This window comes from Paenibacillus sp. FSL W8-0194, from assembly GCF_037969745.1.
Lineage (GTDB): Bacteria > Bacillota > Bacilli > Paenibacillales > Paenibacillaceae > Paenibacillus_AQ > Paenibacillus_AQ cookii.
The window spans coordinates 4,473,075-4,498,511 of sequence record NZ_CP150205.1 but is presented as its reverse complement, the minus strand read 5'-3'; the positions used below and the strand labels follow the sequence as shown (position 1 = coordinate 4,498,511).

The 25,437-nt window shown below is 55.1% G+C and carries 25 protein-coding genes; 19 read left to right on the top strand and 6 right to left on the bottom strand.

Annotated features, from left to right (window positions below; genetic code table 11):
• Positions 1–26 precede the first annotated feature (26 nt).
• From MKY58_RS20475 to MKY58_RS20420, 12 genes are all read left to right on the top strand, one after another.
• Positions 27–3,011, top strand: a complete 2,985-nt coding sequence (locus MKY58_RS20475) for a glycoside hydrolase domain-containing protein (RefSeq protein ID WP_339321868.1) — start codon at positions 27–29, stop codon at positions 3,009–3,011.
• Positions 3,012–3,356, top strand: coding sequence for a hypothetical protein (locus MKY58_RS20470; RefSeq protein WP_339321867.1), 345 nt, complete (start codon positions 3,012–3,014; stop codon positions 3,354–3,356).
• A 43-nt stretch (positions 3,357–3,399) separates the two neighbouring features.
• The gene (locus tag MKY58_RS20465) at positions 3,400–5,133 is read left to right on the top strand and encodes a histidine kinase (protein WP_339321866.1); all 1,734 of its coding nucleotides are present in this window, start codon (positions 3,400–3,402) and stop codon (positions 5,131–5,133) included.
• Positions 5,134–5,153: 20 nt separating this feature from the next.
• Positions 5,154–5,939: a helix-turn-helix domain-containing protein gene (locus MKY58_RS20460; RefSeq protein ID WP_339321865.1), complete on the top strand. Its 786-nt coding sequence runs from the start codon at positions 5,154–5,156 to the stop codon at positions 5,937–5,939.
• A gap of 145 nt (positions 5,940–6,084) precedes the next feature.
• Positions 6,085–7,146, top strand: a complete 1,062-nt coding sequence (locus tag MKY58_RS20455) for an SIS domain-containing protein (RefSeq protein ID WP_339321864.1) — start codon at positions 6,085–6,087, stop codon at positions 7,144–7,146.
• Between the two features lie 22 nt (positions 7,147–7,168).
• A complete protein-coding gene (locus MKY58_RS20450; protein WP_339321863.1) occupies positions 7,169–7,960 on the top strand; it encodes a DeoR/GlpR family DNA-binding transcription regulator in 792 nt (263 codons plus the stop codon).
• Positions 7,961–8,006: 46 nt separating this feature from the next.
• On the top strand, positions 8,007–8,987 hold the full coding sequence (locus MKY58_RS20445) for an ROK family protein (RefSeq protein ID WP_339321862.1): 981 nt from the start codon (positions 8,007–8,009) through the stop codon (positions 8,985–8,987).
• Between the two features lie 75 nt (positions 8,988–9,062).
• The gene (fba, locus tag MKY58_RS20440) at positions 9,063–9,929 is read left to right on the top strand and encodes a class II fructose-1,6-bisphosphate aldolase (RefSeq protein ID WP_036711843.1); all 867 of its coding nucleotides are present in this window, start codon (positions 9,063–9,065) and stop codon (positions 9,927–9,929) included.
• 134 nt (positions 9,930–10,063) lie between these two features.
• Positions 10,064–11,161: a DUF4349 domain-containing protein gene (locus MKY58_RS20435; protein WP_339321861.1), complete on the top strand. Its 1,098-nt coding sequence runs from the start codon at positions 10,064–10,066 to the stop codon at positions 11,159–11,161.
• A 135-nt stretch (positions 11,162–11,296) separates the two neighbouring features.
• Positions 11,297–12,049 carry a delta-lactam-biosynthetic de-N-acetylase gene (gene pdaA / locus MKY58_RS20430; RefSeq protein ID WP_339325212.1) on the top strand — a complete coding sequence of 251 codons (753 nt, stop codon included), beginning with the start codon at positions 11,297–11,299 and terminating at the stop codon, positions 12,047–12,049.
• A gap of 244 nt (positions 12,050–12,293) precedes the next feature.
• Positions 12,294–12,860, top strand: coding sequence for an undecaprenyl-diphosphatase (locus tag MKY58_RS20425; RefSeq protein ID WP_339321860.1), 567 nt, complete (start codon positions 12,294–12,296; stop codon positions 12,858–12,860).
• Between the two features lie 177 nt (positions 12,861–13,037).
• Positions 13,038–14,186 (top strand): phosphodiester glycosidase family protein, encoded by a 1,149-nt coding sequence (locus tag MKY58_RS20420; RefSeq protein ID WP_339321859.1) that lies wholly within the window; start codon positions 13,038–13,040, stop codon positions 14,184–14,186.
• Between the two features lie 146 nt (positions 14,187–14,332).
• On the opposite strand, the gene MKY58_RS20415 is transcribed toward MKY58_RS20420, so the two are convergent.
• From MKY58_RS20415 to MKY58_RS20405, 3 genes are read right to left on the bottom strand one after another with little or no spacing between them, the layout of a single operon-like run.
• A complete protein-coding gene (locus MKY58_RS20415) occupies positions 14,333–15,184 on the bottom strand; it encodes a DegV family protein (RefSeq protein WP_339321858.1) in 852 nt (283 codons plus the stop codon).
• Between the two features lie 11 nt (positions 15,185–15,195).
• The gene (locus tag MKY58_RS20410) at positions 15,196–16,047 is read right to left on the bottom strand and encodes a DegV family protein (protein WP_339321857.1); all 852 of its coding nucleotides are present in this window, start codon (positions 16,045–16,047) and stop codon (positions 15,196–15,198) included.
• Between the two features lie 5 nt (positions 16,048–16,052).
• On the bottom strand, positions 16,053–16,421 hold the full coding sequence (locus tag MKY58_RS20405) for a hypothetical protein (RefSeq protein ID WP_339321856.1): 369 nt from the start codon (positions 16,419–16,421) through the stop codon (positions 16,053–16,055).
• A gap of 173 nt (positions 16,422–16,594) precedes the next feature.
• Between MKY58_RS20405 and MKY58_RS20400 the strand changes: the two genes are divergently transcribed.
• On the top strand, positions 16,595–16,975 hold the full coding sequence (locus MKY58_RS20400; RefSeq protein WP_339321855.1) for a DUF423 domain-containing protein: 381 nt from the start codon (positions 16,595–16,597) through the stop codon (positions 16,973–16,975).
• Between the two features lie 55 nt (positions 16,976–17,030).
• Here MKY58_RS20400 and MKY58_RS20395 read toward each other — a convergent pair whose 3' ends face one another.
• A complete protein-coding gene (locus tag MKY58_RS20395) occupies positions 17,031–17,567 on the bottom strand; it encodes a hypothetical protein (protein WP_339321854.1) in 537 nt (178 codons plus the stop codon).
• Between the two features lie 199 nt (positions 17,568–17,766).
• Here MKY58_RS20395 and MKY58_RS20390 point away from each other — a divergent pair, with 199 nt between their 5' ends.
• Positions 17,767–18,069: a DUF1805 domain-containing protein gene (locus tag MKY58_RS20390; RefSeq protein WP_339321853.1), complete on the top strand. Its 303-nt coding sequence runs from the start codon at positions 17,767–17,769 to the stop codon at positions 18,067–18,069.
• A gap of 131 nt (positions 18,070–18,200) precedes the next feature.
• Here the strand turns inward: MKY58_RS20390 and mtnA are convergent, their stop codons facing one another.
• A complete protein-coding gene (gene mtnA / locus MKY58_RS20385; RefSeq protein WP_339321852.1) occupies positions 18,201–19,280 on the bottom strand; it encodes an S-methyl-5-thioribose-1-phosphate isomerase in 1,080 nt (359 codons plus the stop codon).
• Complete coding sequence (gene mtnK, locus MKY58_RS20380; RefSeq protein ID WP_339321851.1) at positions 19,277–20,503, bottom strand: S-methyl-5-thioribose kinase; 1,227 nt, start codon at positions 20,501–20,503, stop codon at positions 19,277–19,279. The genes mtnA and mtnK overlap by 4 nt, the downstream gene beginning before the upstream one ends.
• Positions 20,504–20,810: 307 nt before the next feature.
• Between mtnK and MKY58_RS20375 the strand changes: the two genes are divergently transcribed.
• The 5 genes from MKY58_RS20375 to sufU all read left to right on the top strand — a co-directional run bounded on the left by MKY58_RS20375 (position 20,811) and on the right by sufU (position 25,428).
• The gene (locus MKY58_RS20375) at positions 20,811–21,272 is read left to right on the top strand and encodes a DNA starvation/stationary phase protection protein (RefSeq protein ID WP_339321850.1); all 462 of its coding nucleotides are present in this window, start codon (positions 20,811–20,813) and stop codon (positions 21,270–21,272) included.
• Positions 21,273–21,679: 407 nt separating this feature from the next.
• Positions 21,680–22,462: a Fe-S cluster assembly ATPase SufC gene (gene sufC / locus MKY58_RS20370; protein ID WP_212950446.1), complete on the top strand. Its 783-nt coding sequence runs from the start codon at positions 21,680–21,682 to the stop codon at positions 22,460–22,462.
• 22 nt (positions 22,463–22,484) lie between these two features.
• Positions 22,485–23,789, top strand: coding sequence for a Fe-S cluster assembly protein SufD (sufD, locus tag MKY58_RS20365; protein ID WP_339321849.1), 1,305 nt, complete (start codon positions 22,485–22,487; stop codon positions 23,787–23,789).
• Positions 23,786–24,997, top strand: a complete 1,212-nt coding sequence (locus MKY58_RS20360; RefSeq protein ID WP_212950445.1) for a cysteine desulfurase — start codon at positions 23,786–23,788, stop codon at positions 24,995–24,997. The genes sufD and MKY58_RS20360 overlap by 4 nt, the downstream gene beginning before the upstream one ends.
• Positions 24,997–25,428, top strand: coding sequence for a Fe-S cluster assembly sulfur transfer protein SufU (gene sufU / locus MKY58_RS20355; protein WP_036711864.1), 432 nt, complete (start codon positions 24,997–24,999; stop codon positions 25,426–25,428). The genes MKY58_RS20360 and sufU overlap by 1 nt, the downstream gene beginning before the upstream one ends.
• Positions 25,429–25,437 lie beyond the last annotated feature (9 nt).

Genomic DNA, 25,437 nt, shown 5'->3' with positions numbered 1-25,437 from the left:
TAAAATCATGGAGGCGATGATGTACCGTGCGAAAAAAATTACCGTCGTTGATGCTTGCCCTTCTTCTGCTGCTGTCCGCGGCACCCGTTTCGGAGGCGGCCCCATCGGGTCTTGACGTATGGGTCGTCAATGCGCTCAAAACCGTATACCGCACCAGCACGCTGCCGCAACATCCGGAAACGGGCATCCGCATCGTGTCGGCCAAAAACGAATACGAAAACGCCCAAATCGCCGTCCGGGGGACGTCCGATTTTAAAATCACGAAGGTTGAATTTTCAAATCTCGTCTCCGGCGGACGCAAGTCCATCGCGAGCAGCAACCTGAAGTACCATTTTGCCGAATACGGGCTGCCGGACACGGTTCAGCCGAACATCTTTTTTCCCGAACGGGTAGGCGATCCGATCTATCCCCTGTCGGACATCCCGGACCCGTTGTCGAACGAAAAATCGATGAAGGCAGCCGCCAACTCGACGCAGCCGATTTGGATCACGGCGTATGTGCCGTCAACTGCGGAAGCCGGGGGGTATCAAGGCAGCGTGACGGTCAAAACGAATCGCGGGGACTATCGGGTTCCGCTCGAGGTCGAAGTCGCCGACGTAGAAATTCCGCAAACCTCGGATACCCGTTTCATCAATTACATTTGGGCGATGACCAACGGCTTTACATGGGACGGCATGCAGTTCGGCGACGCCTCGTCGGACGCGTACGACGTCGGAAAGTATTATTACGGAGTGGAAACGTACAGCGACAAATGGTTTAAGCTGATGGACAATTTCGCGCAGGTGATGACGGATTACCGGCAGAACATGATTTGGGTCCGGACGGATTTGTTCTTGAAGGAAACGGGAACGAATCTTTCCGAATTTCTAAGCGGCGTGCCGGACGATCTCGATTGGTCGCTGTTTGACAGGTACATGCAAATTTTCATCGACAAAGGCATGCGAAACTTCGCGAACGCCCATCTGATCCACATCCTGAACTACATGCCGGCCGGCGAAAAGCCCGATCCTTCCTGGAACGAAAAGCTGCCGGACGCGCTGCCGCAAACTGACGCTTTTCTGAACAACTATCTCACCGCCTTGCATGACCATTTGCAGGAAAAAGGCTGGACGAGCGAAAACGGCTTTACCTGGTACCAGCACATCCGGGATGAGCCGATCGACGACAATGCAACCAATTACTGGACATACGTCGCGAAAAAAGTGAAATCCATCGTCCCTGACTTTAAAACGATGGATGCCGATCCGCACGGGATTCTATTAAATGATAAAACGAAACCTTACGTCGACGTATGGGTTCCTTTAACGCCCGCGTTCCAGGAAAAAGAGGTCCAGTACAAAGCTGAGCAAGCATCCGGCAGCGATTTGTGGGTGTATACCTGCGAGGTCAACCAGCCGCCTTGGCTGAACCGCTTCTGGACGCAGCCGACGCTGACGGGCAGACTGCTGTACTGGAACCTGTTCCAGCATGGCGTGGAGGGGCATCTGCACTGGGCGTGGAACGCGTGGTACGTCGGCAGCTGGTATGGGGATTCGACCATCGTCTATCCGGACAAGAAAAATATGACGGTTAAAAGCTCCATCCGCTACGAGGCGCAGAGGGATGGCCTTGAAGAGTACGAACTGCTGCGCAAAATCCAGGAAACCCGTCCGGAACTGGCGCAGCAAATCGTCGACAGCGCGGTGAGTCCGGCGGATGCAAGGAAGTATACGCTCTCGCCGGAATACGTCAAGGCGCTCCATGACTACATGGTCAGGGCAGCGGCGGGCGAACAGGTTGGAGACGTACCGGCCCCGGGCAGCCCGTACGACGGACAGCAGCTGCCGCTGACGTACATGGCCGACAGCGCAAGCGGGGATTTGAACTATTCGGGCACCTGGTATGACAAAAGCCGGCAGTACGCCTACCAAGGCGGCGTGCGGGTGACGGAAACGGCAAACGATGCGGTGGAATACGAGTTTGAAGGCCAAGGGATCGACGCTGTCGTCGAGAAAAACGAAGCTTCCGGCAACATGGCGATTTCGATCGACGGTGCGGAGCCGGTCATAGCCGATGCGTACGAAAAGGTGCAGCATGATTATTTTACGATCTATGCCAAACGCGATCTGACGCCGGGCAGGCATAAGATCAAGGTGGTCAACATGGAAAACAAGGGCCTGTATTTGGACGCATTCCGCGTGTACATGGCGGAAGGACAGCAAGCGTACGACGCCTCTCTCAGCAATATCGCGGTCGATCAGGTGCCATCGCTGCGGTTCGACAGCAGCGTCCGCGAATACCACCTGTCGCTGCCTGATGGGGTTGATGTCGTGACGGTCAGACCGACCCAAACCGACGAAAACGGCACGATGTCGGTAAACGGCCGGCCCGTTGCCCGCGGCGAAGCGGCGACCGCCGACGTTCCGGAAGGCATGAGCCGCATGACGATCGTGTCCACGGCTTCGGACGGCCGAACCAAACAGGAATATACGCTTCATTTGATCAAAGGTGCCGTAAATGAACCCGGCATCAACAAGGCCAGAAGCAGCGCGCAGGTGACCGCGACCGCAACGCGGACCGGCGATCAAGGCGTGACCTACGGCCCGTCCAAAATGGCCGACAGCGATTACGGCACGATGTTTGCGAGCCCCCAAGGGTATAACGACACCCATCCGTTCCCGCATGACATCGTCTTGTCCTGGGATCAGCCGCAATCGTTTAACGCGATCGTCATGGCAACCACCTCGGGCCTGCTGCAGGGCATCACCGATATCGACGTGCAGGTATCCACGGACGGCGTGAACTTCGATACCGTCGCCCGGCATGTTCCGATTCAATGGAGGAGCGATAAAGACGACAACGTGATGGAAAAGACGTTTGCGGCGATTCCGGACGTTTCGGAGGTCAAAAAGCTGCGGATTCAAATCAACGATGCCGACTACCGAACATGGAACATGTACGCGCTTTATGAGCTGGAGCTGTATCAGCTGCCGGATCACGGCGAGCTGGACGTGCAGGTGACGGGGCGGTAAATGGAAGGATTATCGGCGTCACTTCCGCCTCAATCGGCGGGATCGGTCGATTTTCATGAAGCTTTATATCGGGCAGAAGGGTATCTCAAGGCCGGTTCCGGTCAGGAGGTACCCTTTTTCCGGAGCGGAAAGTCCACTTTCGTCCACGGAAGGTCCACATTCGTCTCCCGCTTGGCCGCCGTTTCGGCACAAAATGCAACAAGCAAGAAGCAAAATTGTGACTTTGCAGGATTTTCGCCGGGATATAATGAAGGAAACGGCGCGGTTTCAAGCGAAAATCGTCCCTGTTTTGCCTTGCCGCCTGCTGCCAGGGTACCTATAATCAAATTCATATCATTTTTGTAAGCGGATACAAAAATATGTTCAAAAACGTGTTCGGGAGGATGGCATGGAGAAACGAAAACGGCCCTTGTATCATCGGTTCAAGCATCGGTTCAAGCTGCCCTATTCGCTCAAAAACCGGCTGCTCATCATTTTGTCGCTGACGTCCCTGCTCCCGCTCGCCATCCTTGGCAGCATTACCTATTATTCGATGTTGTCTTTGCTTGAAAACAAAACCAAGGCAAGCGTGATCAGCCATTTGCATGAGGTGCGAATGTCGCTCGACAACACCTTTTCCCAAATGAACCACGTCTCCCAGCAGCTGGCGTTCGAGGGGAAGGTAGGCCAGGACGTCGAAAGGTATTTGCAGGCGAACGCTTACGGCAAAAAGGCGCTGCAGGATGAAATCAAACGGGAGCTTGGCGTCATCGGCTTCACGAATCCGAACCTTGGCATGATCTTTTATTTTTCGGCCGAAACGAACGAACGTTTTTTCGAAAATTACATGGCGGATCCGTCGTTTTCGCTGTACAAGCTGCCGCTTTTGCTTCAGGCCAACCGGATCACGTATTACGGTCCCCACAAGTCCTTTAATCCGCTCGACGGACATCTCGTGTTTTCGGCGGTCCGCAAGGTGGATTTGAAGGAACGGGACGATATTTACGTCTATATCGAAACGAATTACAAATGGGTGGAGGCGCTGATCCGGAATCAGGAGAGGTCCCAGGGGTACGAGCATTTAATCGTAGACGCCAAAGGACGGATTGCCTTTACGGAAGCGGAAGATGCGTTTCCGGAAGGGGGGCTTTTCCCGGACATTCGGCAAGAGAAAACGCCGGTTAACGGATATTACGCTTTTTCGGAACCAAGCAATCAAGGCTGGCGGGTCGTGACGGTCATCTCCAAGTCCTCGTATGAGCATGAAGTGAACAAATGGATCGGCAAATTTACGGGCACCGTCGTCGCGGCCATTTTTATCAGCGTCTTGTTTTCCCTGGTTACCTGGCGCATGATTTACGATCCGCTGCGGGGGTTGGTCCGCGAAATTCGGGACGTGAAGCATCAAAGGCCGGCCAAACCGGCGAGCCGCCCCGGCAATTTGGAGTTCGACATGATCCATGAGCAGCTGAACCATATGCGTGCCCGCATTTCGGGTCTGATCGAAGATATCGAACGGAGTGAACGGGAAAAGTCCGCGCTTGAGCTGGAGAAGCTGATGAACCGGATCAATCCGCATTTCATCCATAATACGCTCGATACGATCCGCTGGATCGCCAGAGGCGAAGGGCATGCGGAGATCGACCGGCTGGTGTCCACGCTGAACAAGCTGCTGTACTACAATTTGGGCAAAAACGGCGAACCGACCGTCCGGGCGGAGCTGGAGGCCATCCGGAGCTACATTTCCCTGCAGGAAGTCCGGTACAACGTGCGCATCGACGTTCATATCGACGTGGAAGCGGAGGTTCTGGATTTGCCCATTCCGCGTTTTATTTTGCAGCCGCTCGTGGAAAATGCCCTGTACCACGGCCTCGACGGGGACGGCGTCATCGAAGTGGAAATCCGCGAAGCGGAAACGGGGCGACTGCTCGAAATTGCCGTCAAAGACAACGGCAGGGGCATGGATGAAGAGACGATCCGCAGTTTCATCGAAGGCCGCCCGGAAGCGGGGAAGGTGGGGATGGGCATCGGGCTGCAGTACGTGGTGCGCATGCTGAAAAGCCATTACGGCGGCGGGGCCCTTTTTTCCATCGAAAGTACTCCCGGCGTTTCGACGACGGTCATGCTGACTATACCGATTTGAAGATAAAGGAGATGCTGCCGATGACAAGCGTGCTGGTTGTGGATGACGACCATTTGGTGAGAAAAGGTTTTATCGGAATTATGCCTTGGCAAAAATACGGGTTTACGGTCGCGGGAGAAGCGGGTAACGGCGAAAAGGCGCTGGAGCTGCTGGAAAACACGAAAGTGGACCTCCTGATCACGGATTTGGCGATGCCCGTCATGTCGGGGCTAGAACTGATGAGGGAAGTCAAAGAAAAATATCCCGGGACGTTCATGGTGGTGCTGACGTTTCATCATGATTTTGCTTTGATCCAGGAAGCGCTGCGGCTCGGGGCGGTGGATTACATCACGAAAATCGAATTGGAGCAGGAGCAGCTAGACGGCATTCTGAGCCGGATCGCGGGTCGGATCCGCGAGGTCAAGGGCAACAACGCGGCGGACCCCGAACCGTTCCGGGCCGCCAACGCGGATGCGGAAGCCGGGTTCTCCTACTCGGCGGAGGTGCAAGAATGCATAAGCAATGCCGTAGGTTTTATCCGCGAGCATTACCAAACCGAACTGCTGCTGCCCGACGTCGCCCAGCGGGTCAACATGAGCCGCAGTTATTTCAGCCGCTGCTTCAAAGACATCGTCGGTACAACGTTTCACGACTACGTGCGCGAGCTGCGGATCGAACATGCCAAAAAGCTGCTGCGGCAGACGAACAAACCGGTGCAGTGGATTTCCGTCCAGTCCGGTTATCCGAACGAAAAATATTTTTTTAAGGTATTCCGCGAAATGACGGGTTATCTGCCGGGGGAGTTCCGGAAAAAATCGCGGCAATAGAGGGGAAGCGTTCGGTCAGGCAGATCATTTCATTTCGCAAATATTGCAAAAATCAATCAAATATATGATTGTAAATTTCATTATAGTGAAATATAATGTCAGCATAAAGACTTATCATTACATTTTGAAGACTGGGGTGTTCGTATTGGCAGAACAGTTTGGCGTACTGACGTATCCGGAAATCGGAGGGCAAAGCGAGGCGCTTGCCGCCGCCTGGGAGCAGCTTGAACGGCAGCAGGATTGGGTGGACAACTATTTTAAAAGCGACAAATTCGACGAGGTCGTTTTTATCGGATCGGGAACCTCTTATTATCTTGCGTTAACCGCGGCCAGCACCTTCCGCAAATGGACGGGCAAAAGCGCCAGCGCCCATCCGTCCTCGGAAATTTACCTGTTCCGGGAGCAGGCCGTCGCCGCGAAAAAGGAAGTGCTGCTTGTCGGCATCTCCCGTTCGGGCGAATCCTCCGAAGTGATTTTGGCGCTGGATTCGGTCAAAGGGCTGGCCGGCTGGACGACCTGCGGCATAACCTGCCACGAAGAGAGCACGATGGCGAAAAACGTGCCGTGCCTGTTGTCCCCGCTCGGCAACGAAAAAAGCACCGTCATGACCAAATCGTTCAGCAGCATGACCTTTATGCTCCAGGCGGCGATGGCGAAGGCGGCGGGCAGCGAAGCCCATCTCTCCGAGTTGAAGGAAGTGATGGCGCTCAGCAAGCAAACGGTGGAGAAAGGCGATGCGGCAGCCAAAGCGCTGATCGACGGCCATCCGGAGCTGAACAAGTTCATCTATCTCGGCATGGGCGCATACAACGGCCTGGCCCACGAAGCCTGCCTGAAATTGAAGGAAATGTCCTGCGTATGGACGGAAAGTTTTGGTACAATGGAATTCCGGCATGGTCCGAAATCGGTGGTGGAGCCTGGCACGATGGTATGCCTGTTCCTGTCCGAAACGGCCAGAGCCTATGAAATCAAAGTTGCGCAGGAAATGAAAGAATACGGCGCGCACGTCGTTCTCGTGACGGCCGAAGCCGGCGAAGATACTGCTTTTGCGGACCTGGTCTTTGCCACGGGCGGCCGGCAGCTCAGCGATGAGGCGAGAGCGGCGCTGAATATGCCGCTGGTTCAATATATCGGTTACTACACCGCGCTGCGGGAGGGAAGAAACCCGGACAGCCCGCGGAATTTGACCCAAGTGGTTAAAATCTGACATATAAAGGAGCGAAATGGTTTTGCGAGAACGGAATGGATCGAAAGAAGAACGTCAGGAGCATATTTTAGAATTCATCCTGGAGAACGGTTCGATATCCCTTCAGGAAGTCGTCCAGCAATTCGACTGCTCGGAGGCGACGGCCAGACGGGACCTGGAGGCGTTGGAAAAGGCCGGAAAGGTCATCCGGACGATGGGCGGGGGAGCGAAACCCGCGGGACTGATTGCCGGGAGGGAGATTCCATTCCACGAAAAGCAAAACAAGCTCTATCGGGAAAAAGAACGCATTGCCCAGCTCGCCGCATCCCTGGTCGAAGAGGGGGACGTCATCGGCTTGACGGGAGGCACGACGACGTATCTGATCGCCCGGGCTTTAAAAAGCCGCAGGAACATTACCGTGGTCACCAATGCCGTCAACATTGCGATGGAGCTGGCCGCGATCGAGGAAATTCAAGTGGTGCTCACCGGCGGTATGCTGCGCAGCAAAAACTTCGAGCTGTGCGGGCCGCTGGCCGAGCGGACGCTTGAAGCGCTGAATATCCATATCATGTTCATGGGCATCGACGGATTTTCCGTGGATCAGGGCGTCAGCACCTATTCCGAGCTGGAGGCGAACACCGCCAAAATCATGATGAAACGGACCGAGCGGACGATCGCGGTGTTCGACCATACCAAATCGGGACGCAACTCGTTGTTCCAGGTGGCGCCGTTATCTGCCCTTCACGGGATCATCACGGACGAAGAACCCGGAGAGGACACGCGGGCGCGCCTGGAGGCGGAGCAGGTTCAGGTTTACGTGGCGCAAGCCCGGTAACATCATTATTTCAAAATCTATCGAATAATGCAGGGCGGGTGTGAAGATGGAAATATATGCAGGCGTGGATGTGGGCGGAACCAACATCGTATGCGGCTTGGTAACGCCCTCCGGCGAGGTCGTGCATCGAATCAAACGGGCCACGGAGGTTTCCAAAGGCCCGGACGCCATTTTGGAAAAAATCGCATCCATGATCGAAGAAGCGGCCGTCGGTTTCGCCGGCCAAACGGGGGCTGCCGTCTCGGTCGCCGCGGCCGGGATCGGCTTGCCGGGATTCGTCGATCCGGAAGAAGGGATCGCCCGGTTCGCGGGCAACCTCGGCTGGCGAAACCTGCCCGCGGCCCAGCGGCTGCAGGCGCGGTTGAACCTGCCGGTGTACATTGACAACGACGTTCGTACTTATGTATACGGCGAAGCGATGCATGGAGCGGGCAAAGGCTTCAAGGATGTGTTGGGGCTGACGGTAGGCACCGGCATCGCTGCGGCTATGGTCAATGACGGCAAGCTCTACTACGGCTACCGGAACATGGCCGGCGAGCTTGGACACATCGTGATGGACGGACTTTCCGATCCGTGTCCTTGCGGGTTGCATGGCTGCCTTGAAACTTATGCATCGGCTTCGGGGATGGTGCGCCAGGCGAAAAAGCGGATGCAAGACGGGGAGGCGTCCATCCTGCAGGAATGGTATCCGGGGGAGCGGCTTGCGGAACTGTCCGCCGCGGACCTTTCACGCGCCTACGATCAAGGCGATCCGCTCGCCCGCAGCGTGATGGAAAAGGCGGGAACGCTGCTCGGCCGCGCGTTGTCCTGTGCGGTCCCGCTGTACAGTCCCGAGCTGATCATCGTCGGCGGCGGGGGCGCGCTTGCGGGCGAACGCCTGCTTGAGCCGCTGCGGAAGGAGCTGTACAGCCGGATATTGCCGGATTACAGGGAGGGCCTTCAGGTGGCCCCGGCCTTAAACAACGACGATGCAGGCGTCACCGGAAGCGCCATGTACGCGAAACAAAGACATGCCGCAACCGTTTGATATCCGGAAAACAAGCATCGGTTCTAACCGGCCATCATGCATCGAAATTCATACAAACGAAGGGGAAATATGAATATGGCACTTGTTTCTTCAACTTCCTTACTGCAAACCGCCAGACAAAACAAATACGCGATCGGCGCTTTTAATGTCCATACGCTCGAAATGCTCCAGGCCGTCGTCGAAGCGGCCGAAGAGGCACAGTCACCGCTAATTCTGCAATCGACCGTGGGCACGGTCAAACATCTGGGAGCGGACTACATCGCCGCAGCCGCGACCGTCGCCGCCAACCGCGCGAGCGTGCCGATCGCGCTCCATCTCGACCACTGCTCCGATTTTGCCGTCATCATGAGCTGCATCCGTGCCGGCTATACGTCGGTCATGATCGATGCTTCCCATTCGCCGTTCGAAGACAACGTGGCGATAACGCAAAAAGTGGTGGAAGCGGCCAATGCGGTCGGCATCAACGTCGAAGCCGAGCTCGGCAAAGTGGGCGGGGTCGAAGACGACATCGTCGTGGACGAACGGGACGCTCTGCTGGCCGATCCGGCCGAATGCGCCGAGTTCGTTGAGCGCACGGGCGTTCATACGCTCGCCCCGGCGATCGGGACGGCGCACGGCATTTACAAAGGCGATCCGAACATCGACTTCGACCGCATCAAACGCATCGCCGACGTCGTCAGCGTGCCTCTCGTTTTGCACGGCGGCTCCGGCATTCCGGAGGAGCAGGTCAAACGGGCCGTGTCCCTCGGCATGGCGAAGATGAACGTGGCGACCGAACTTCGCATCGTGTTTTCGGATGCCATCAAAGCGGTATTTGCCGCCAATCCGGAAGAAAACGACCCGCGCAAATACATGATTCCGGCCAAACAGGCGCTGAAACAAGCGGCCATCGAAAAAATGCAGCTTTGCGGCTGCGCCGGACGCGCCGGCGACTTCCGTTAATCGGAGGCCGGAACGATTCCATAGCTCTTCGGGAAAAATCCCGGGGGGCTTTTTTTGTGCCGCCTGCAACCTTCCAGATCATGGGACCGTTAGTAGATAAAATGGAATTCATCCATCTTCGAGGGGGATTAGGTATGAGATATCGGGGGTCATGGATCGCTGCATTGCTGTTGCTCGCGTTGTTGGTCAGCGCCTGTTCGTCGGGAGCGCAAGACAAAAGCGCGGGAGATGCAGCGTCGGTCAACAGCCAAGCTTCCTCGGCGGACATGGCGGAGGCGCCAAGCGAAGGGAAGGCGACGACGGAATCCACTAGTGAAGCGGAGGCTGCGGTCAACAACAGCGCCGAAGAACCGGCTTCAGCGGATGCCCGGCTGCCGAATGCGCCTTCGCCGTCCCAGGTTGCGGGCGCAGGCTTTAACTCGCAGGATCTGTCGAGCGGCCTGAACAAAAAGCTGATGTATAAAGCGAACATCGTGATGGAGATTCAGGATTATGGAAAGGCGCAGTCGGAAGTCCGGAACACGGTGACGCTTTCCGGCGGTTATATCGTCAATTTCAGCGAAACCCAGTCCGCCAGCGAAAAAGGCGGCACGTTTATCGTCAAAGTTCCTGCAAACGGTTTCTCCTCCTTTTTAGGCCGGCTGGAGAACATCGCGCACGAAAACCTGCAGCGCAGCATCGAAGGGCAGGACGTGACGGAGGAATACGTCGATCTGGAATCCAGGCTCAAGGCCAAGCGAATCATGGAGGAGCAATACGTTGCATTCATGAAAAAAGCGACCAAAACGACCGACCTTGTCGCTTTTGCCAACGAGCTGGAGCGCATCCAGGCGGAAATCGAGCAAATGAAAGGCCGCATGCGTTACATTGACCAAAACGTGGCTTATTCCACGGTCGAAATCAGGCTTTACGAGACGCCCCAAAAAAAGGAGGACCCGAAAGCGTCCGCCGTTCAAGCCCCGCTTGGGCAGCGCGTTTCCGAAGCTTTTCAGGGCAGCGTCGACGTGATCGCGATCATCGCCCAATGGATCATCGTCATCCTGTCCGGATCGCTTCCCGTCCTGGTCATCGCGGCGATCGTCCTGCTCATCCTTTGGCTGGCGCGAAAATCGGGGCGGCGGAAACGGGAAGAGGCGGCCCGAAAGCGCAAGCTGATCAATAACGGAGGGGCTGCCGCTCCGGAACACCACGAAGGCCCGGAGGACGGGGAAGAAGGCAGGAAAGACGAGTAACAGGAAAAGCAAGCCGCAATTCGCCAAAAAATGCACATAACTTGGCCTGCATTGTGGCATATTACCTCTAGTTTGCAAATTGAGTCCATTTTTGGATGGAGAGGTGATATCCACGTGAAGCGTTTTGTGATCGCATTGGCTGCGGTTTTGCTGCTGTGCTGCGGCTACCAGCAAACCGCGTCGGCGGACGGTCCTTACCATTTCGGCTTCAAAAAAAGCAAAAACGGCCAGCTTCCTTCGATTAACGAAGAAGGCTTCAAGGAAGTATTGCAGAAAAACGAAGCGATATTTTTGGGCGATACTTCCCGCAAGGAGCTGTACCTGACGTTCGACAACGGCTACGAAAACGGGTTTACGCCTAAAATTTTGGATGTGCTGAAGGAAAAAAAGGTCCCGGCCATTTTCTTTCTGACAGGCCATTACGTCGAGGATAAACCCGAGCTGGTGAAACGGATGGCGGCGGAAGGGCATCTGATCGGCAACCATTCCTGGTCCCACCCCGACCTGACGCAAATTTCGGACGCCAAGCTCAAAGAAGAACTGAAGAGGGTAAAGGATGCCGTAGCGGCCACGACCGGGCAGCAGGCCATGAACTTCCTCCGCCCGCCGCGGGGCATTTTTAACGATCGCGCGTTGGCGGTAAGCCGCCAGGAAGGTTACGTCAGCGTATTTTGGTCGGTGGCCTATAAGGATTGGGACGTGAACGACCAGCGAGGCGCAGACCATGCCTACAGGCAGGTGATGGCCCAGCTGCATCCGGGGGCGGTCATTTTGCTGCATTCCATCTCCCGGGACAACACGGAGGCTTTGGGAAGAATCATCGACGGGGCGCGGCAGCAAGGCTACGAGTTCAAAAGCCTGGATGCGCTTAAAGTGAAAACCTACTGATTCAACGCGAGAAAGATTAAAAGGCATTCCCGAAAGGGGATGCTTTTTTGTGCATGGAGCCTGATTGAAACCACTGTCCGGCCGGAAGGAATGGCGTATTCCAGGCTGGCTTAAGCCGCTTGGATTCAGGGCAGGATTTGTATTAAACGGGAGGGATCCATTATACTGGACAACGTGCAAAAAACTTTGGTAGGCACAAATGTTTCACCGTATGAGCTGCCGCAAAAGGAAGGAGAGGATTTTTTTGCTGCAATCATGGGACTACTCGCTGTTCAGCTGGATCAACAATGCGGCTGGCAGTTTCCCGGCCTTGGACGCAATCATGCGCTTTTTATCCAAAGATGCGGAATATCTGTTTTATTTGGCCGTGATCGTGTATTGCTTTACCCGGAGGGGAACGGACCGGAGGATGGTCGTACAGGCGCTTGTTTCCGCCTTCGTCGCTTTCGGGATCGGATCTGTTCTCGGCCATTTGTTTTACCGGGATCGTCCGTTCGTCGCCCATCACGTGCATCAAATGATCGACCATGCGGCCAATGCGTCGTTCCCGAGCAATCATTCGATCGGTTCTTTTGTCATCGCGTTTTCGATTTTCCTCTGCCGCAAAAAGGACGGGGCCTTCTGGCTGCTTCTCGCCGCCTTGATCGGCTTTTCCCGGGTCTGGAACGGCGTCCATTACCCGACGGACGTCATCAGCGGCGCCATCATTGCCATCGTAGTGTCGGCCGTCGTTTACAAGCTGTTCGATAAGCTGGTTTGGAGCAGACGTTTCGGATCGTGGCGGACGTTCCCCGGCAACTATTCACGGTAAGGGCAGCGACGGAGCAAATGAGGCAAGGAGCCGCATTATAAAGATCGCATTTTCACGCCAATCCTGAAAAAGGGGTTGGTTTTTTCTTGCAGATTTTTCTTGGCAGAAGATGTAACTTTTTAGTGAAAGGATACGTCTTATTTTCAAAGCTTGCAGAAAAATGGAGGATCACAGACGATGGACCAAGCTTCATTGCCAAAAAGATCTACCGTGAGACAACAATCCTATAAACATAAAAAGCGCAAAAAACGCAAAAAAGGGTTCGGGTGGTTCCTTTCCCGTTTCGTATGGACCGTGCTGATTGCGGGAGCGCTTGGAGCCGGCTGGTTTTTCTTGACGCCGAGCGGCAACGAATACCGGTTCCTGATGGCGGACACGCTGATCACGACGCAGCACCGGCATTGGGCCAAATATATCATCGGGCAGGCCGAGCTGGACCGGAGGGTCGCGGAATACAACCAACGCTTCGAATCGATGGGCGAGGAAAAAGATACGCACCAGATCCATCTGCCGGCTCCGGAGCCGACTGCCTCGGAAAGCCCGGAGGCGGCCGTGCAGAAAAAGCCGCTAGTCGAAATCGAGGAGATTTCCGGCAAAGGCTACCACGGCTACGTCATGACCGTCAACGATCCGACGAAAATACGCCTCGGCGTGCCGCATGCCCGGGGGAAAGGCGAAAAAGTGTCGAGCATGGTGAAACGAACCGGCGCGATTGCCGGCGTAAACGCTGGAGGTTTCGCCGATCCGAATTGGAAAGGAAACGGATTTAAGCCGATCGGGATCGTCATTTCCCAGGGCAAGCTTTATTACAACGGCCTCGGGAACAGCAAATCGACCCAGGTCGTGGGCATCGACAAAAACGGCAAGATGGTTGCCGGCCATTATTCCTTAAAAGAGCTGAACGACATGGGGATCAAGGAGGCGGTAACCTTTCAGCCGCGGATCATCGTCAACGGCAAAGGGCTGATCCGGAATGCGAAAGAGGGGTGGGGCATTGCGCCGCGGACGGCGATGGGACAGCGGGCCGACGGTGCCATCCTGTTCGTCGTCATCGACGGCCGCCAGCCGACCTACAGCATCGGCGCGAATTTGTACGACGTGCAGCAAATCATGCTGAAGCGCGGAGCCGTGATCGCCGCCAACCTGGACGGCGGTTCATCGACGGTGCTCGTGAAGGACAACGAAATCGTGAACCGGCCTTCGTCCGAATACGGAGAGCGGTATTTGCCGACCGCTTTCCTCGTGTTCGAGCATCCGGAAGAAGCGAACATCCCGAACATTTGGGCCGGTTTGAATCCGAAGGACATCGATCCCGGGAAAAAGTAAGCCGTTGCTGCATGCGGCCCCAGCCTGGTTTTGTTGAGCGGCAAAATAAAGGACAGCCTGAGGGCTGTCCTTTTATCGTATGCGTATTGGTCCGTGCGATGCCGACGTGGATGCCGGCGTGAATATAGGAAAGGAAGATGATGGCATTAAGCTTTTTTAGAGTACATGATGCCGATCGTTTTCGGGCCGCAGTGGCTGGAGATGACGCAGCCCGCCGTGGAAAGCGCCACTTCGCGGGCGTTCGTGTTTTCCTGGAGCACCTTTTGCAGCCGGAGCGCTTCGTCTTCGGCAAAGGAATGGACGACCACGATCAGGTCGTTATCCATGAGGCCGCTTTTTTCCAAGGCGTTTTGCAGCATTTGATTCGTCGCTTTTTCCTTTTTGCCCCTTACCTTGTAGGCGGGGGTCATTTTTCCGTCAATCACCTTGATGACAGGGCGGATGTTCAGCAGGCTTCCCAGCAAATTTTGTACGCCGGAGCAGCGGCCGCCTTTATACAAATATTCGAGCGTGTCGATGACAAACTCGGATTCCACCTGGGGCCGTACGGCTTCGAGCAGCTTTACGATCTCGTCGAGGCTTTTTCCCTCCCGGGCGGCAAACACCGCTTTCATGACCAGGAGGCCGATCGCGCTGGAAAGGTTCAACGAGTCCACGACGCGGATCGAAGCTTCCGGAAATTCGCCCGCCGCGATCAAAGCGTTCTGATAGGTCGCCGATAATGCGGAGGACAAGCTGATGTACAAAATCGATTCCCCTTGTTTGACATGCGGCTCGAATGCAGCCATGAAATCCGCAGGAGAAGGGGCGGCCGTCTTCGGCAGGCTTCCGCCTCGGGACACCCGCTCATACAGCTCGGCCGGCGTAATGTCCACCCCGTCCCGGAGCTGCTCGTTTCCGAAAACGACATAGAGCGGAATGATTCCGATGTCGTATTGCTGGACCCACGCTTTCGGCAGGTCGCTCGTGCTGTCGGTAAATATTTTGATGTTAGACATGAACATCTCCCTTAGTTTTTCTTTACGTATAAAATCCCGATCGTTTTGGCCCCGCAGTGGGAGGAAATGACGCAGCCCGCATCGGAGATGGCGACTTCGCGGGCGCCGGTTCGTTCCTCAAGCATCCGTTTGAGCTCCCGGGCGTCTTCCTCCGCCATCGAATGGGTGACGAAAATGAGATCTTGATCCATCTGGTCCCGGTTGGCCAGGGCGTTAGTCAGCAGCTGCTCCAGCGCTTTTTCCCGTTTGCCGCGGACTTTGTAGGCCGGGGTCATTTTTCCGTCGATGACCTTGATGACCGGACGGATTTTCAGCAGGCTGCCGACGAGATTTTGCATGCCGGAGCATCTTCCGCCCTTATACAAATAATCCAGCGAATCGATCACGAATTCGGTTTCGACAAGCGGTCTGACGCTTTGCACCAATTCGGCGATGTCCCGCGCGCCTTTTCCCGCTTCGGCCGCTTTGACCGCCTTCATCACCTGAAGCCCGATCCCCGTGGACAGGTTTAATGAGTCAACCACCGTCACCCTTCCGTCGGGAAATTCGCCCGCGGCGATCACCGCGTTTTGATACGTGGAGGACAGTTCCGACGAAAGGCTGATGTAGACGATGTCCCGGCCTTCCTCGATGTCCGGCGTAAACGCTTGGATGAAGTCCGACGGCGACGGAGCGGCCGTTTTCGGCAAGCTGCCGGTCTTGTCCACTTCCGCGTAAAGCTCGGCCACGCTAATGTCCACGCCGTCCCTGTAGGTCTTGTCCCCGAACGTGACATAAAGCGGAATCAGGCCGATCCCGTAGTCCCGGATCCACTCCCGGGGCAGGTCGCAAGTGCTGTCGGCAAAAATTTTAACTTTCGTCATTTCGGTCACCTTCCTGCTCTTAACATAAGTACGACAAACATCAGGCCAAAACTGAAAATGATAATGGCGTTCAGGGAGAGCCCCAATACGGCAAAGATTTTTTTGCGGTTCCGGAGAATCGTCCCGACGATGCCCAAAATCACGCCGATGACATTCGCGGCGAACAGGCCGATCAGGATCATGGTGATGACCGTGACGCCCGTGGTCGAGCTCTGGGTCCAGGAACTGTCGGTCTCGAGGCCTTGGGCGAAAACGGCCCCCATCGCGCCAACGCTAATGATATAGGCCAGCATGGACACGAGGCTGATGATAAACGAGGCGATTCCGGGACCGGAGTGCCGTTTATGCCGGAGCGGCTGCTGGTGTGGTTCCATGTTCTTTCTCTCCTTAAGTGAATAGATATGTATGCTTCTTACTCTTCCATATTATCAAGCAAAAATCAAGACGGGCGAAGGCTTTCGGCCCGGGGAAGCGGTGGAAAAGGCATACCGGATCGGGTAATATGATGACAGACTGCAAAACCTAAGCGAAGGAGTGGAGACGACACATGCAGCGCAAGTTTATGATCATCGGCGCGATCATGGCCATGCTCTCCGTGGCGATCGGCGCTTTCGGTGCCCATTTGCTGGAACCGATCGTCGGCGAAGATGCGATGAAAGTTTATGAAACCGGGGTTCAATACCATATGGCGCATGCGCTTGGCATCATTTTGATCGCGATAGCGGCCGGCATCTGGGGGGATTCGCGAAAATTGGCCTGGGCCGGCTGGCTTTTGTTTGCGGGCATCATTCTTTTTTCCGGCAGCTTGTACGTGCTGACCGTTACCGGGATCAAGCTGCTTGGAGCGATTACGCCGATCGGCGGCGTGGCGTTCATCGCCGGATGGATATGCCTGATCGCCGATGCGGCGTCGCGAAAGAAACGATAAGACTAAGAAAGCCCTTGCGCTTCCTGTTCACAGGAGGACAAGGGCTTTGCTCGTATTAGACGACCTCAATGATTTCGCTAAGCTTAAACGAATAGACCTGCTTTTCGTCAACGTGGTAGACGTTAAGCAGCTGATTGGTTTCGTCAAAATTCAATATGCGGCACGGCATACTGTTCCGTGTGCCGCCGCGGCTGATCGTCAGCCGGGTCAGCCGGTTGTCGCGGATGCATTCCGTGATCCATTCATACAGCTGGGAGCCGTAATCCGCGGAAATCGTTTTTTTCTCAGCGGGGGAGCTGGGGCTGGTCGCCGGTTGTCCAGTCTTTGCTTTTTGAGTGCGGTTGTTGTCAGGCACAGGCAAATCTGCGGAAGCGCCTGACTTGTGAACAAGGGATTTCCGTTTGTCCCGAAGCATCGAATCGATCAGCTGGCCAAGCTCCATTCCGGATTTGATCCGGAAGTCCGCGATGCTTTCGCATTTGTTAAACATTTCGATCATCGCCTGCAATGCAAGCGCATTCGAGCGGCCTTTGACCAGGATATCGACATTAAACAAATACCCTGACTCTTCAACATTTTGTTTATTCTCCATAATTCCCCCAGCCTATACCATGTGAAAAATATGTATGAAACTGAATAAATCATATCATGAACACGTAAACGTGAATAGTCCTAATGTCGGATGCGTGCGTAACTTTATTCCTAGCCGGCGGGAAGGTCGCCTACACAGGAAGCGCCTTGCGGGAATACACATAATTTGAGCATTTATCCTATTAGGGAGGTGTGAGCCTATGGTGACGATGGAACCTATTACGGTCGGTGGTCACACCCTTGTCGGAGTGGAAGTCAAGCTCCCCAAAACGACCCTGCTGACGATCAGCACCTCGCGGGGTTACATCATGTGCGGGGCGCTCGACATCGGACTTTTAAATGATCGCCTGGGCGACCGCAAGATCATTGCGGGAAGAGCGGTGGGCGTCCGGACGTTGAAGGAGCTGCTGGAATCGCCGCTCGAATCCGTCACGTCGGAAGCAGCCGCCCTGGGTATCGTTCCGGGCATGCCCGGACATGAAGCGCTTCTTAAAATGCTATAGACAACTGGTTCAATGGTCATAGATTTTCATGAAGCTGACTGATTAAAAGTGCGGCGAAAAAACCAGCCCACCAGGGGCTGGTTTCGTTTTTGGCATGATGGGATTTGATAAAAATCGTTTGCGTACCGCCTCTAGCGGAAGAGCGCAGCCAGATGTTCCCGGTAGGGTGCGCGGACGATGCCTTTTTCCGTTATGATGGCGGTGACGTATTCGTTTGGCGTCACGTCGAATGCCGGATTATAGACTTTGATGCCGCTTGGAGCCGTTCTTTTGCCGAAACCTTCCGTAATTTCATGCTCCGGCCGTTCCTCGATCGGAATCAGGTCGCCCGATTCGGTATTCAGGTCGATCGTTGACAGCGGACAAGCCACGTAAAAAGGAATGCCGTGCGCTTTGGCCAGAACGGCGAGGCTGTAGGTGCCGATTTTGTTCGCCACGTCGCCGTTGGCCGCGACGCGGTCCGTGCCGACGATCACCGCCTGCACCCAGCCTTTGGACATGACCATGCCGGCCATGTTGTCGCAAAGCAGCGTGACGTCGATGCCCGCCTGCTGCAGCTCGAAGGCGGTGAGGCGCGCGCCTTGGAGAACGGGGCGGGTTTCGTCCGCGAACACCTTCAGCTTCATGCCTTTTTCATGGGCGAGATACATGGGGGCGGTCGCGGTTCCGTATTTGGCCGTCGCGAGGCCGCCCGCATTGCAATGCGTCAGGACGCCCATGCCGTCCGAAAACAGCGGCAGCGCGTGCTCGCCGATCCGGCGGCAGACGTCCTCGTCTTCGGCTTGGATCGACGCCGCTTCGGCGAGAAGGGCATCCGGGAAGCCGGCGATCCCATCCTCGGAAGCGGCAAGGCGGGAGGCCTTTTCCTTCATCCGGTCCAGCGCCCAGAACAGGTTCACGGCCGTCGGACGGGACGTTGCCAGATAGGCGCATACCTGCTGAATATGCTGCAGCCATTCCAGCTTGTCCGCGCCTGCGTACCGCTTGGCGCCGAGGACGACGCCGTAGGCGGCCGCGATGCCGATCGCGGGCGCCCCGCGCACGACCATGGAGTGGATGGCTTCCCATACCTCCTCGGGCGTGACGAGTTTTCGCATGATGATGTTTTCAGGCAGGAGGCGCTGATCCAAAAGCTTCAGCGAATCCTCTTCCCATACTACCGAGATCAGCGGTTGATATCTATCTTTTGGCGTAGATTCCTGGATGCTCATCGTACTGCTCCTTCGAATGGTTGTGCCGCTTGTTTCACGAGCCGCAGAATGTCTTCTCCGTTCGTCACGGTGCGGTGGTGTTTCACGAGATGTTTGCCGATGGCAAGGGCTTTGCGCTGGGCTTCTTCCCGAAGCCGCTCGTCTTCGATGGCGTCGATGTCCGCGACATGCGAGAGGCCGACGATCCTGCGGATCATTTTGCAGCCGGCGAAACCGGCCGTATCCCGCAAAACCTTGGCGACGTATACGTCCTGGTAACCGGGGGATCCCGCCATCGGATCTTTGGCTTCTTCGTCCCATAGTTTGCGGAAGCGGGTTTCGAACTCCTGCCAGATATCCGACACCATCGAAAGCAGCCGCTGCTCCGTTTCCCGGCGGGCCGCCGGGTCTTTCGTCCATCCCGGGCGGGAAGCGTAATTCAGCAACAGGTTGGCGATGATGGCCCCGACGTCGAAGCCCATCGGCCCGTAATACGCAAATTCGGGATCGATGACTTTCGTCGACTCCGGCGTCGCGAAAATGCTTCCGGTGTGCAGATCGCCGTGCAGCAGCGCTTCCGCGCGGGTCAGGAAGGCTTCGCGCAGCAGCGCCACCTCAAGGTGGAGGGCAGCGTCTTCGCGAAGGCTCCGGGCTTCGTCCTCAAGGTATTCCGGGTAATTGTTGTTGGCCGACAGCTTGTACGGATCTTCGAAAATCAAATCCTCGGTAATTTTGCACAAATCGGGATTGATGAATTTTTTGACCTGTTCCTTTTTCTCCTGCGGGTTCATGGCCAAGTCCGACGTGAAAAACAGCGTTCTCGCCAGGAACTCCCCGATATGCTCCGCAAAAAGCGGATAAGCGACGCCATCGATGAGCCCTTTGCGCATGATGGTATGATCGCTTAAATCCTCCATGACGGTGATGGCGAGGTGATCGTCGTAAGCATACACTTCCGGGGCGAGGCCGGGGCATAGCCGGTACTGAAGCTGAAGGGCTTCCCGTTCGATTCTTGCGCGGTCCAGGGACAGGGGCCAAGATTCGCCGACGACTTTAGCATAAGGCAGCGCTTGTTTGATAATGAGGCTTTTGCCGCCGTTTTGGTCGGTGATATGGAACACCAGATTCAAATTGCCGTCGCCGATTTCCTCGCAGGCAAGCGCGGCATCTGCAGGAAAATGACCCGGAATGCCGCGGGCAAATGAGATCGCTTCTTCGATCGTGAGTGGATGATAAGTGGACACTAAAAGTCACCTCCGCTAAGTAAAGAACCGCATAAACCAAATTTAATTCCAACTTAATCGCTTGGTATTGTAAATTATTATTCAGTATATCGGATAACGGCAGGTTTTTGAACCATTTTTTTGCTTGCACAGATTTCCATGCGAAAGATGGGGCGTTTTTGTTTCATGTCGGGAGCAGCAGGGTAATATATGAACAAAGGCGGACAAGCGGCAGAGTGCTGCCCGAAGCCGATGACATGCAGAGTGCAAACGGCTTTTGCGCGCCCGGCGCAGGCCGATTATATTCATGAAAAGGCAGGGATTCGACATGGCTAAAACAACCGCAAAAACGAAAACGACGACGCTGGAGCAAATATTGAACCAGGAGGTCGCGAACCTGAACGTCCTGTACGTCAAAATCCATAATTACCACTGGTACGTCAAAGGCGAGCATTTCTTTACGCTGCACGCGAAGTTCGAAGAGCTGTACGACGACATTACGCTCAAAATGGACGAGGTGGCCGAGCGGCTTTTAACCATTAAAGGAAGCCCGGCCGCCACGATGAAGGAATATTTGGAGCTGGCGACGATCCAAGAGGCATCGGGCAAAGAGGACGCCCGCAAAATGGTGCAGACCCTGATCGAGGATTTCGCCACGGTGTCCGAAGAACTGCAGGAGGGCATTCGGATCGCGGACGAAACGGGAGACGAGCCGACCGGAGACTTGTTCATCAAAATCAAAAACGATCTGGAGAAGCATATGTGGATGCTGCGTTCTTACCTGGGATAAGGTTGAAAGAAGGCCGCAAACGGAACGTTATCGAGCACGACGAAAAACTTCCTTATTTAATTATGGAACGTTACGGCGGTGCGTGTCCGGCATATTTCAAGCGGCTTCATCCTGCCGCGGCAAGAGCCGCGGTCCCGGCTGGAGGGCGTTTTGCCTTAAGTTTCGCGTATACGAAAGCAGGCTTGGCTGTGTAGGCCGGGCCTGCTTTTGCGATTATTTCGGAAACATCGGCCTATGAAGGTTGATATGGAACTGTATTTATTATAAAATTATTGATAATCAGTGAGAATCAGTTTAGATTCATTTTAAATTGATAATTATGATTGCTTGAAATCAGGGTAGGTCATCCCTGTTTTAAATAGACTGTCTGATTTCGGTAAAACACAATAACGGAGGGAATAACGTACATGGCTACTCACTTTTCAATTCAAGGCCTTAAAGCGGAAATTGAAGGCAAGGAAATCCTGAAAGGCATCAACCTGGAAATGAAAGGCGGAGAAATCCACGCCATCATGGGTCCGAACGGTACCGGTAAAAGTACCCTGGCTTCCGCTCTGATGGGGCATCCTAAATACGAAGTTACCGAGGGCAGCGCTACGCTGAACGGCGAAGACCTGCTCGAAATGGGAGTCGACGAGCGCGCACGCGCAGGTCTGTTCCTTGCAATGCAGTACCCGAGCGAAATTACGGGCGTGACAAACTCCGACTTTTTGCGCAGTGCCATTAACGCCCGCCGTGAAGAAGGTCAGGAAATTTCCCTGATCCGTTTTATCCGCCAATTGGAAGCGAAAATGAAAGAACTCGACATGAATCCGGAATTCGCGCACCGCTACCTCAATGAAGGTTTCTCCGGCGGCGAAAAGAAACGGAACGAAATTTTGCAAATGATGATGATCGAACCAAGCATCGTCATTTTGGACGAAATCGACTCGGGCCTGGATATCGACGCCCTCAAAATCGTTGCCAACGGCGTCAACGCGATGCGCAGCGAAGACCGCGGCTTCTTGATCATTACCCACTATCAGCGCCTGCTTAACTACATCAAACCGGACTTCGTCCATGTCATGATGCAAGGCCGCATCGTGAAATCCGGCGGTCCTGAGCTGGCCGAACGCCTGGAAGCGGAAGGTTACGATTGGGTGAAGGAAGAACTGGGCATCGAAGACGAGACTGTAGGACAAGAAGCGTAAACAACGGAAGGAGGAAACCGAAATGACAACACAAACGATTCTTCCGGTAAACGCTGAGAGCCTTGGTCAACTGTCCAAACAAAGACAAGAACCGGCTTGGCTAACGGAAAACCGTCTGAAGGCTTTGGAGCTTGCCGCGAGCCTTGAATTGCCTAAACTCGAGAAAATGAGAATCGAGCGTTGGGACATTCAAAATTACGGAAGCTATAAAGCGGATGCGGGCATCGCATCGCTGGCGGAGGTTCCGGCATCCATTCAAGAGCTGATCCAGGATCAGGAGTCCGGAAGCTTGCTGATCCAGCGCAATTCCAGCGTCGTATATTCGAAGCTTGCACCGGAGCTGGCTGAAAAAGGCGTTATTTTTACGGATTTGCAAACCGCCGCGAAAGAGCATGGGGATCTGGTCAAAGCCCACCTGCATACGGCGGTCAAAGCGGACGAAAACTCCGTAGCGGCGCTTCATGCCGCGATTTGGAACGGGGGCGTGTTCGTTTACGTTCCTAAAAACGTGGAAGTCACGGTGCCGCTGCAGGCCGTATTGCTTACGGACGACGGCGAAGCGACGTTTGCTCCGCATGTGTTGATCATTGCCGACGCCAACAGCTCGGTAACCTACGTGGACAATTACGTTTCCGGCGAAGGCAACCAGGCGGTTACCCATAACGGTGCCGTCGAAGTGTTCGCCAAGCAGGGAGCGAAAGTCCGGTATGCAACCATTCACCAAATGGGAACCAACGTCACGGATCTGAGCTACCGCCGCGCCATCATCGACAATGACGCATCGATGGAATGGATCGTCGGCGAAATGAACAGCGGCGACACGGTGAGCGATACGTATTCGGTGCTGAAAGGTAACGGATCGACGTCCGACTCGAAAGTCATCGCGGTCGGTTCCGGTTCCCAGAAGCTGAACTACACGACCCGCGCCAACCACTTCGGCAAATCTTCCGAAAGCCAAATGATTACTCGCGCGGTGATGCGCGAGGAAGCATCGGCAATCATCAACGGGATTACGAAGATCGAAAAAGGCGCAACGAAATCCGACGGACAGCAAACGGAAAAAGTGCTCATGCTGAGCCCGAAAGCCCGCGGGGACGCGAACCCGATCCTGCTGATCGACGAAGATGACGTTAAAGCAGGCCACGCGGCTTCGGTTGGCCAAGTCAACCAGGAGCAAATTTATTACCTGATGTCCCGCGGCATTTCCCGCGAGGTTGCCGAATCCCTGATTATCTACGGATTCCTGGCGCCTGTCGTATCCCAAATTCCGATGGAAAGCTTGCAGAAACAGCTGCAAACGGTCATCGAAAGGAAGTTGGGACAATGAATAACGCCATTCGCGAGCAGTTCCCGATTCTGAAGCAGGAGATCAACGGCCATCCATTGGTTTACCTGGACAGCGCGGCGACTTCCCAGAAGCCGCTGGCCGTCATCGAAGCGCTGCGGCATTATTACGAATACGATAATGCGAACGTTCACCGGGGCGTGCATACGCTCGGAAGCCGTGCTACCGATGCTTATGAAGGCGCACGCGAGAAAGTGGCTAAATTCATTCATGCCAAGAGCACGAAGGAAATCGTGTTTACGCGCGGGACGACGACAGCCCTGAACATGGTGGCTTCGTCTTACGCACGCTCCATTTTGTCCGAGGGCGACGAAATCGTCCTGACCCCGATGGAGCATCACAGCAATCTGATTCCATGGCAGCAGGTGGCGAAAGCCACCGGCGCCGTGCTCAAATATGTTAAACTGCAAGAAGACGGTACAGTGACCTTGTCCGAAGTCGAGAAGGTGGTTTCGGACAAAACGAAAATCGTAACGATGGCTTACGTCTCCAACGTCATGGGCGTCATTAATCCGGTCAAGGAAATCGCCGCTCTGGCGCACCGCCACGGAGCCGTCATGGTCGTTGACGGCGCCCAAAGCACGCCGCATATGAAGGTAGACGTGCAGGACCTGGATTGCGATTTTTATGCTTTTTCCGGCCATAAAATGTGCGGTCCGACAGGGATCGGCGTTTTGTACGGGAAGCAGGCGCTGCTCGAGAAGATGGAACCGGTCGAATTCGGCGGCGAGATGATCGACGATGTCGGGCTTTACGACTCGTCGTGGAAGGAGCTCCCCTGGAAGTTTGAAGGGGGCACGCCGATCATTGCCGGAGCCGTCGGGCTTGGAGCAGCCATCGATTTTCTCGAAAGCATCGGGCTTGACGCCATTGCGGCCCATGAACATGAACTGGCCGAATACGCGGTGGGCCGTCTGTCCGAGATTGAAGGACTGAAGCTTTACGGTCCCCGCGCGCGGAAAGTCGGGCTGGTCACGTTTAACCTGGGCGATGTTCACCCGCATGACGTGGCGACGGTTCTGGATGCCAGCGGCATCGCCATCAGGGCCGGCCATCACTGCTGCCAGCCGCTGATGCGCTGGCTGGAAGCAAGTTCAACTGCACGCGCAAGCTTTTATCTGTATAATACGAAGGAAGATGTGGACCGTCTGATCAGCGCATTAATCCAGACAAAGGAGTATTTTGGCTAATGCAACTTGATGACTTGTACCGGCGCGTGATTATGGACCACTATAAAAATCCGCGGAACCGGGGAAAATTCGAAGACGGAACCGTTACAGTCGATTTGAATAACCCGACTTGCGGCGACAAAATTTCGCTGCAGCTCAAGGTGGATGATGGAATCGTACAGGATGCGAGATATACGGGGGAAGGCTGCTCGATCAGCATGTCTTCCGCTTCCATGATGACCGAAGCCGTCAAAGGCAAAACGGTCGAGGAAGCAAGGGAGCTGGCATCCCGGTTCTCCGCGCTGATGCAAGGGGAAGACGTCCATTTCGACGACTACGAGGATATTGAAGCCCTGTCCGGTGTAAACAAGTTCCCGGCCCGCATCAAATGCGCCACGCTCGCGTGGAATGCGTTGCGCAAAGGGATCGACGAGAAGCAGCACGACCATTAATTGATAGGG